Origin of the sequence: Micromonospora sp. URMC 106, from assembly GCF_051386395.1 — a bacterium.
GTDB lineage: Bacteria > Actinomycetota > Actinomycetes > Mycobacteriales > Micromonosporaceae > Micromonospora.
This window is the reverse complement of record NZ_JBPQTP010000194.1, coordinates 1-5,351: the sequence shown is the minus strand read 5'-3', so window position 1 is coordinate 5,351 and position 5,351 is coordinate 1. Positions and strand designations below refer to the sequence as shown.

Annotated in this window: 3 rRNA genes; all 3 read left to right on the top strand. The window is 57.9% G+C overall.

Features of this window, described 5'->3' with window-relative positions:
• The first annotated feature begins 152 nt into the window (after window positions 1–152).
• Window positions 153–1,669: ribosomal RNA gene (locus ACSNOB_RS31340) — 16S ribosomal RNA — on the top strand.
• 370 nt (window positions 1,670–2,039) lie between these two features.
• A 23S ribosomal RNA gene (locus tag ACSNOB_RS31335) occupies window positions 2,040–5,150 on the top strand.
• 83 nt (window positions 5,151–5,233) lie between these two features.
• A 5S ribosomal RNA gene (gene rrf / locus ACSNOB_RS31330) occupies window positions 5,234–5,350 on the top strand.
• The 16S, 23S and 5S rRNA genes sit together here, the layout of an rRNA operon.
• The last annotated feature ends 1 nt before the right edge of the window (window position 5,351 follow it).

The following is a 5,351-nucleotide window of genomic DNA, read 5'->3' as shown; positions in this document are numbered from 1 at the left end:
GGTGTGTGGTTGTTCTTTGAGAACTCAACAGGGTGCTTGATAAGCCAGTGCCAATTTGATTTATACCCCGGACTGGCAGGCCACTTTGTGGTTTGTTGGTTTGGATTCCTTTGGCAACACTTTTGTTGTCGGGACAGTTTTTCAACAAGTTTTTGTTGGAGAGTTTGATCCTGGCTCAGGACGAACGCTGGCGGCGTGCTTAACACATGCAAGTCGAGCGGAAAGGCCCTTCGGGGTACTCGAGCGGCGAACGGGTGAGTAACACGTGAGCAACCTGCCCTAGGCTTTGGGATAACCCCGGGAAACCGGGGCTAATACCGAATAGGACCTCCGATCGCATGGTTGGTGGTGGAAAGTTTTTCGGCCTGGGATGGGCTCGCGGCCTATCAGCTTGTTGGTGGGGTGATGGCCTACCAAGGCGACGACGGGTAGCCGGCCTGAGAGGGCGACCGGCCACACTGGGACTGAGACACGGCCCAGACTCCTACGGGAGGCAGCAGTGGGGAATATTGCACAATGGGCGGAAGCCTGATGCAGCGACGCCGCGTGAGGGATGACGGCCTTCGGGTTGTAAACCTCTTTCAGCAGGGACGAAGCGTAAGTGACGGTACCTGCAGAAGAAGCGCCGGCCAACTACGTGCCAGCAGCCGCGGTAAGACGTAGGGCGCGAGCGTTGTCCGGATTTATTGGGCGTAAAGAGCTCGTAGGCGGCTTGTCGCGTCGACTGTGAAAACCCGCAGCTCAACTGCGGGCCTGCAGTCGATACGGGCAGGCTAGAGTTCGGTAGGGGAGACTGGAATTCCTGGTGTAGCGGTGAAATGCGCAGATATCAGGAGGAACACCGGTGGCGAAGGCGGGTCTCTGGGCCGATACTGACGCTGAGGAGCGAAAGCGTGGGGAGCGAACAGGATTAGATACCCTGGTAGTCCACGCTGTAAACGTTGGGCGCTAGGTGTGGGGGGCCTCTCCGGTTCCCTGTGCCGCAGCTAACGCATTAAGCGCCCCGCCTGGGGAGTACGGCCGCAAGGCTAAAACTCAAAGGAATTGACGGGGGCCCGCACAAGCGGCGGAGCATGCGGATTAATTCGATGCAACGCGAAGAACCTTACCTGGGTTTGACATGGCCGCAAAACCGGCAGAGATGTCGGGTCCTTCGGGGGCGGTCACAGGTGGTGCATGGCTGTCGTCAGCTCGTGTCGTGAGATGTTGGGTTAAGTCCCGCAACGAGCGCAACCCTCGTTCGATGTTGCCAGCGCGTTATGGCGGGGACTCATCGAAGACTGCCGGGGTCAACTCGGAGGAAGGTGGGGATGACGTCAAGTCATCATGCCCCTTATGTCCAGGGCTTCACGCATGCTACAATGGCCGGTACAATGGGCTGCGATACCGTGAGGTGGAGCGAATCCCAAAAAGCCGGTCTCAGTTCGGATCGGGGTCTGCAACTCGACCCCGTGAAGTCGGAGTCGCTAGTAATCGCAGATCAGCAACGCTGCGGTGAATACGTTCCCGGGCCTTGTACACACCGCCCGTCACGTCACGAAAGTCGGCAACACCCGAAGCCGGTGGCCCAACCCCTTGTGGGAGGGAGCCGTCGAAGGTGGGGCTGGCGATTGGGACGAAGTCGTAACAAGGTAGCCGTACCGGAAGGTGCGGCTGGATCACCTCCTTTCTAAGGAGCACCTTCCGACGAAGGTCGGTAAGGAGCCCGCGGCCCGCGAATGTCGGGTCGGGGTGCTCGATGGCGGAGACACTGGTCAGTCAGGCGCCGGCAACGGCCGGGATACCTAGTACAGCCACTTCGGTGGTGGGAACGGATTTCATCCTGGTGCGGCTGGTGGCTGGTGTATAGCACCCTGTTGGGTCCTGAAAGAACAACCGTTGGTTGTCTTTCAGAGCCATTGCCTCGCCTGTGGGTGGGGATGGTTGCCAGGCATGGCCTGGTCTCGCATACCGCCGGCGGTTGTCGGGTTTGGTGTGGGGCTGTGGGTTGTGGGTTGGTCGTTTGTTGAGAATTGCACAGTGGACGCGAGCATCTTTGTGGTCAAGTTGTCAAGGGCGAACGGTGGATGCCTTGGCACCAGGAGCCGATGAAGGACGTGGGAGGCCGCGATAGGCCTGGGGGAGCTGTCAACCGAGCTGTGATCCCAGGGTGTCCGAATGGGGGAACCCGGCATCAGTCATGTGATGTCACCTGCACCTGAACACATAGGGTGTATGGAGGGAACGCGGGGAAGTGAAACATCTCAGTACCCGTAGGAAGAGAAAACAAATTAGTGATTCCGTGAGTAGTGGCGAGCGAAAGCGGATTGAGGCTAAACCGGCTGCGTGTGATACCTGTCAGGGGTTGCGTGGTCGGGGTTGTGGGACCCCGCTGAACAAGCTGACACTTGTTCGAGGAGTTATAAAGTCAGTGGCTAGCCGAACAGTCTGGAAAGGCTGACCGTAGGCGGTGATAGTCCGGTAGGTGAAAGTTGCTGACCTTCTGTGGGTGTTCCCGAGTAGCGGCGGACCCCTGAAATCTGCCGTGAATCTGCCAGGACCACCTGGTAAGCCTAAATACTTCCTGGTGACCGATAGCGGACGAGTACCGTGAGGGAATGGTGAAAAGTACCCCGGGAGGGGAGTGAAATAGTACCTGAAACCGTTCGCCTACAATCCGTCGGAGCCTTGCGGGGTGACGGCGTGCCTTTTGAAGAATGAGCCTGCGAGTTAGTGGCATGTGGCGAGGTTAACCCGTGTGGGGGAGCCGTAGCGAAAGCGAGTCTGAATAGGGCGATTCAGTCGCGTGTCCTAGACCCGAAGCGGAGTGATCTAGCCATGGGCAGGCTGAAGCGCGGGTAAGACCGCGTGGAGGGCCGAACCCACCAACGTTGAAAAGTTGGGGGATGACCTGTGGTTAGGGGTGAAAGGCCAATCAAACTCCGTGATAGCTGGTTCTCCCCGAAATGCATTTAGGTGCAGCGTCGCGTGTTTCTTGCCGGAGGTAGAGCACTGGATGGTCTAGGGGGCCCACAAGCTTACCGAAATCAGCCAAACTCCGAATGCCGGTAAGTGAGAGCGCGGCAGTGAGACTGCGGGGGATAAGCTTCGTAGTCGAGAGGGAAACAGCCCAGATCACCAGCTAAGGCCCCTAAGCGTGTGCTAAGTGGAAAAGGATGTGGGGTCGCATAGACAACCAGGAGGTTGGCTTAGAAGCAGCCACCCTTTAAAGAGTGCGTAATAGCTCACTGGTCAAGTGGTTCCGCGCCGACAATGTAGCGGGGCTCAAGCACACCGCCGAAGCTGTGGCATTCACATTTTTACCTCGCTTGGACTTGATTCCTTGTGCAGGTGTGTGGATGGGTAGGGGAGCGTCGTGCCGGGGGTGAAGCAGCGGGGTGACCCAGTTGTGGACGCGGCACGAGTGAGAATGCAGGCATGAGTAGCGAAAGAAGGGTGAGAAACCCTTCCGCCGGATGACCAAGGGTTCCAGGGCCAGGCTAATCCGCCCTGGGTGAGTCGGGACCTAAGGCGAGGCCGAGAGGCGTAGTCGATGGACAACGGGTTGATATTCCCGTACCCGCGAAAGAGCGTCCCTGATGAACCTCGTTGTGCTAACCACCCGAGCTGCCAAGGACTTTCGGGTCTGCGGTGGGGAGCGTGGGAACCTGGCGGGTAGTAGTCAAGCGATGGGGTGACGCAGGAAGGTAGCTGAGCCCGGCCGGTGGTTGTGCCGGGGTAAGCGTGTAGGCCGCACCATAGGCAAATCCGTGGTGCATGGAGGCTGAGACGTGATGCCGAGCCGATTCAGGTGAAGTCAGTGATCCTATGCTGCCGAGAAAAGCCTCTAGCGAGTTCTGAGCGGCCCGTACCCCAAACCGACACAGGTGGTCAGGTAGAGAATACCGAGGCGATCGGGCGAACTGTGGTTAAGGAACTCGGCAAATTGCCCCCGTAACTTAGGGAGAAGGGGGGCCGGAGACGTGAAGCCCCGCGCGGGTGGAGCGTTGTATGGCCGCAGAGAGCAGGGGGAAGCGACTGTTTACTAAAAACACAGGTCCATGCGAAGAAGTAATTCGATGTATATGGACTGACGCCTGCCCGGTGCTGGAACGTTAAGGGGACCTGTTAGCTCTTCGGGGCGAAGCGGAGAACTTAAGCGCCAGTAAACGGCGGTGGTAACTATAACCATCCTAAGGTAGCGAAATTCCTTGTCGGGTAAGTTCCGACCTGCACGAATGGCGTAACGACTTCCCCACTGTCTCAACCACAGGCCCGGCGAAATTGCATTACGAGTAAAGATGCTCGTTACGCGCGGCAGGACGGAAAGACCCCGGGACCTTTACTATAGCTTGACATTGGTATCCGAATTAGCTTGTGTAGGATAGGTGGGAGCCGGTGAAGTCCATACGCCAGTATGGGTGGAGGCAATCTTGAAATACCACTCTGGTTGATTTGGGTATCTAACTTCGGACCGTTATCCGGTTCAGGGACAGTGTCTGGTGGGTAGTTTAACTGGGGCGGTTGCCTCCTAAAGGGTAACGGAGGCGCCCAAAGGTTCCCTCAGCCTGGTTGGCAATCAGGTGTTGAGTGCAAGTACACAAGGGAGCTTGACTGTGAGACTGACAGGTCGAGCAGGGACGAAAGTCGGGACTAGTGATCCGGCACTTGCGAGTGGAAGCGGTGTCGCTCAACGGATAAAAGGTACCCCGGGGATAACAGGCTGATCTTCCCCAAGAGTCCATATCGACGGGATGGTTTGGCACCTCGATGTCGGCTCGTCGCATCCTGGGGCTGTAGCAGGTCCCAAGGGTTGGGCTGTTCGCCCATTAAAGCGGTACGCGAGCTGGGTTTAGAACGTCGTGAGACAGTTCGGTCCCTATCCGCCGTGCGCGTAGGATACTTGAGAAGGGCTGTCCCTAGTACGAGAGGACCGGGACGGACGAACCTCTGGTGTGCCAGTTGTCCCGCCAGGGGCACGGCTGGTTAGCTACGTTCGGAAGGGATAACCGCTGAAAGCATCTAAGCGGGAAGCTCGCTTCAAGATGAGGTATCCCACCCACCTTTGGTGGGGTAAGGCCCCCAGCTAGACGACTGGGTTGATAGGCCGGAAATGTAAGCCCGGTAACGGGTTCAGTTGACCGGTACTAATAGGCCGAGGACTTGACTACTAAGCTGCTACGCGTCCACTGTGCAACTCCCGACAAACGAACAACAACCCCGAGTGTGGTGTTGTTTGATATGTCGATAGAGTTACGGCGGTCATGGCGGAGGGGAAACGCCCGGTTACATTCCGAACCCGGAAGCTAAGCCCTCCAGCGCCGATGGTACTGCACTCGGGAGGGTGTGGGAGAGTAGGACACCGCCGGACA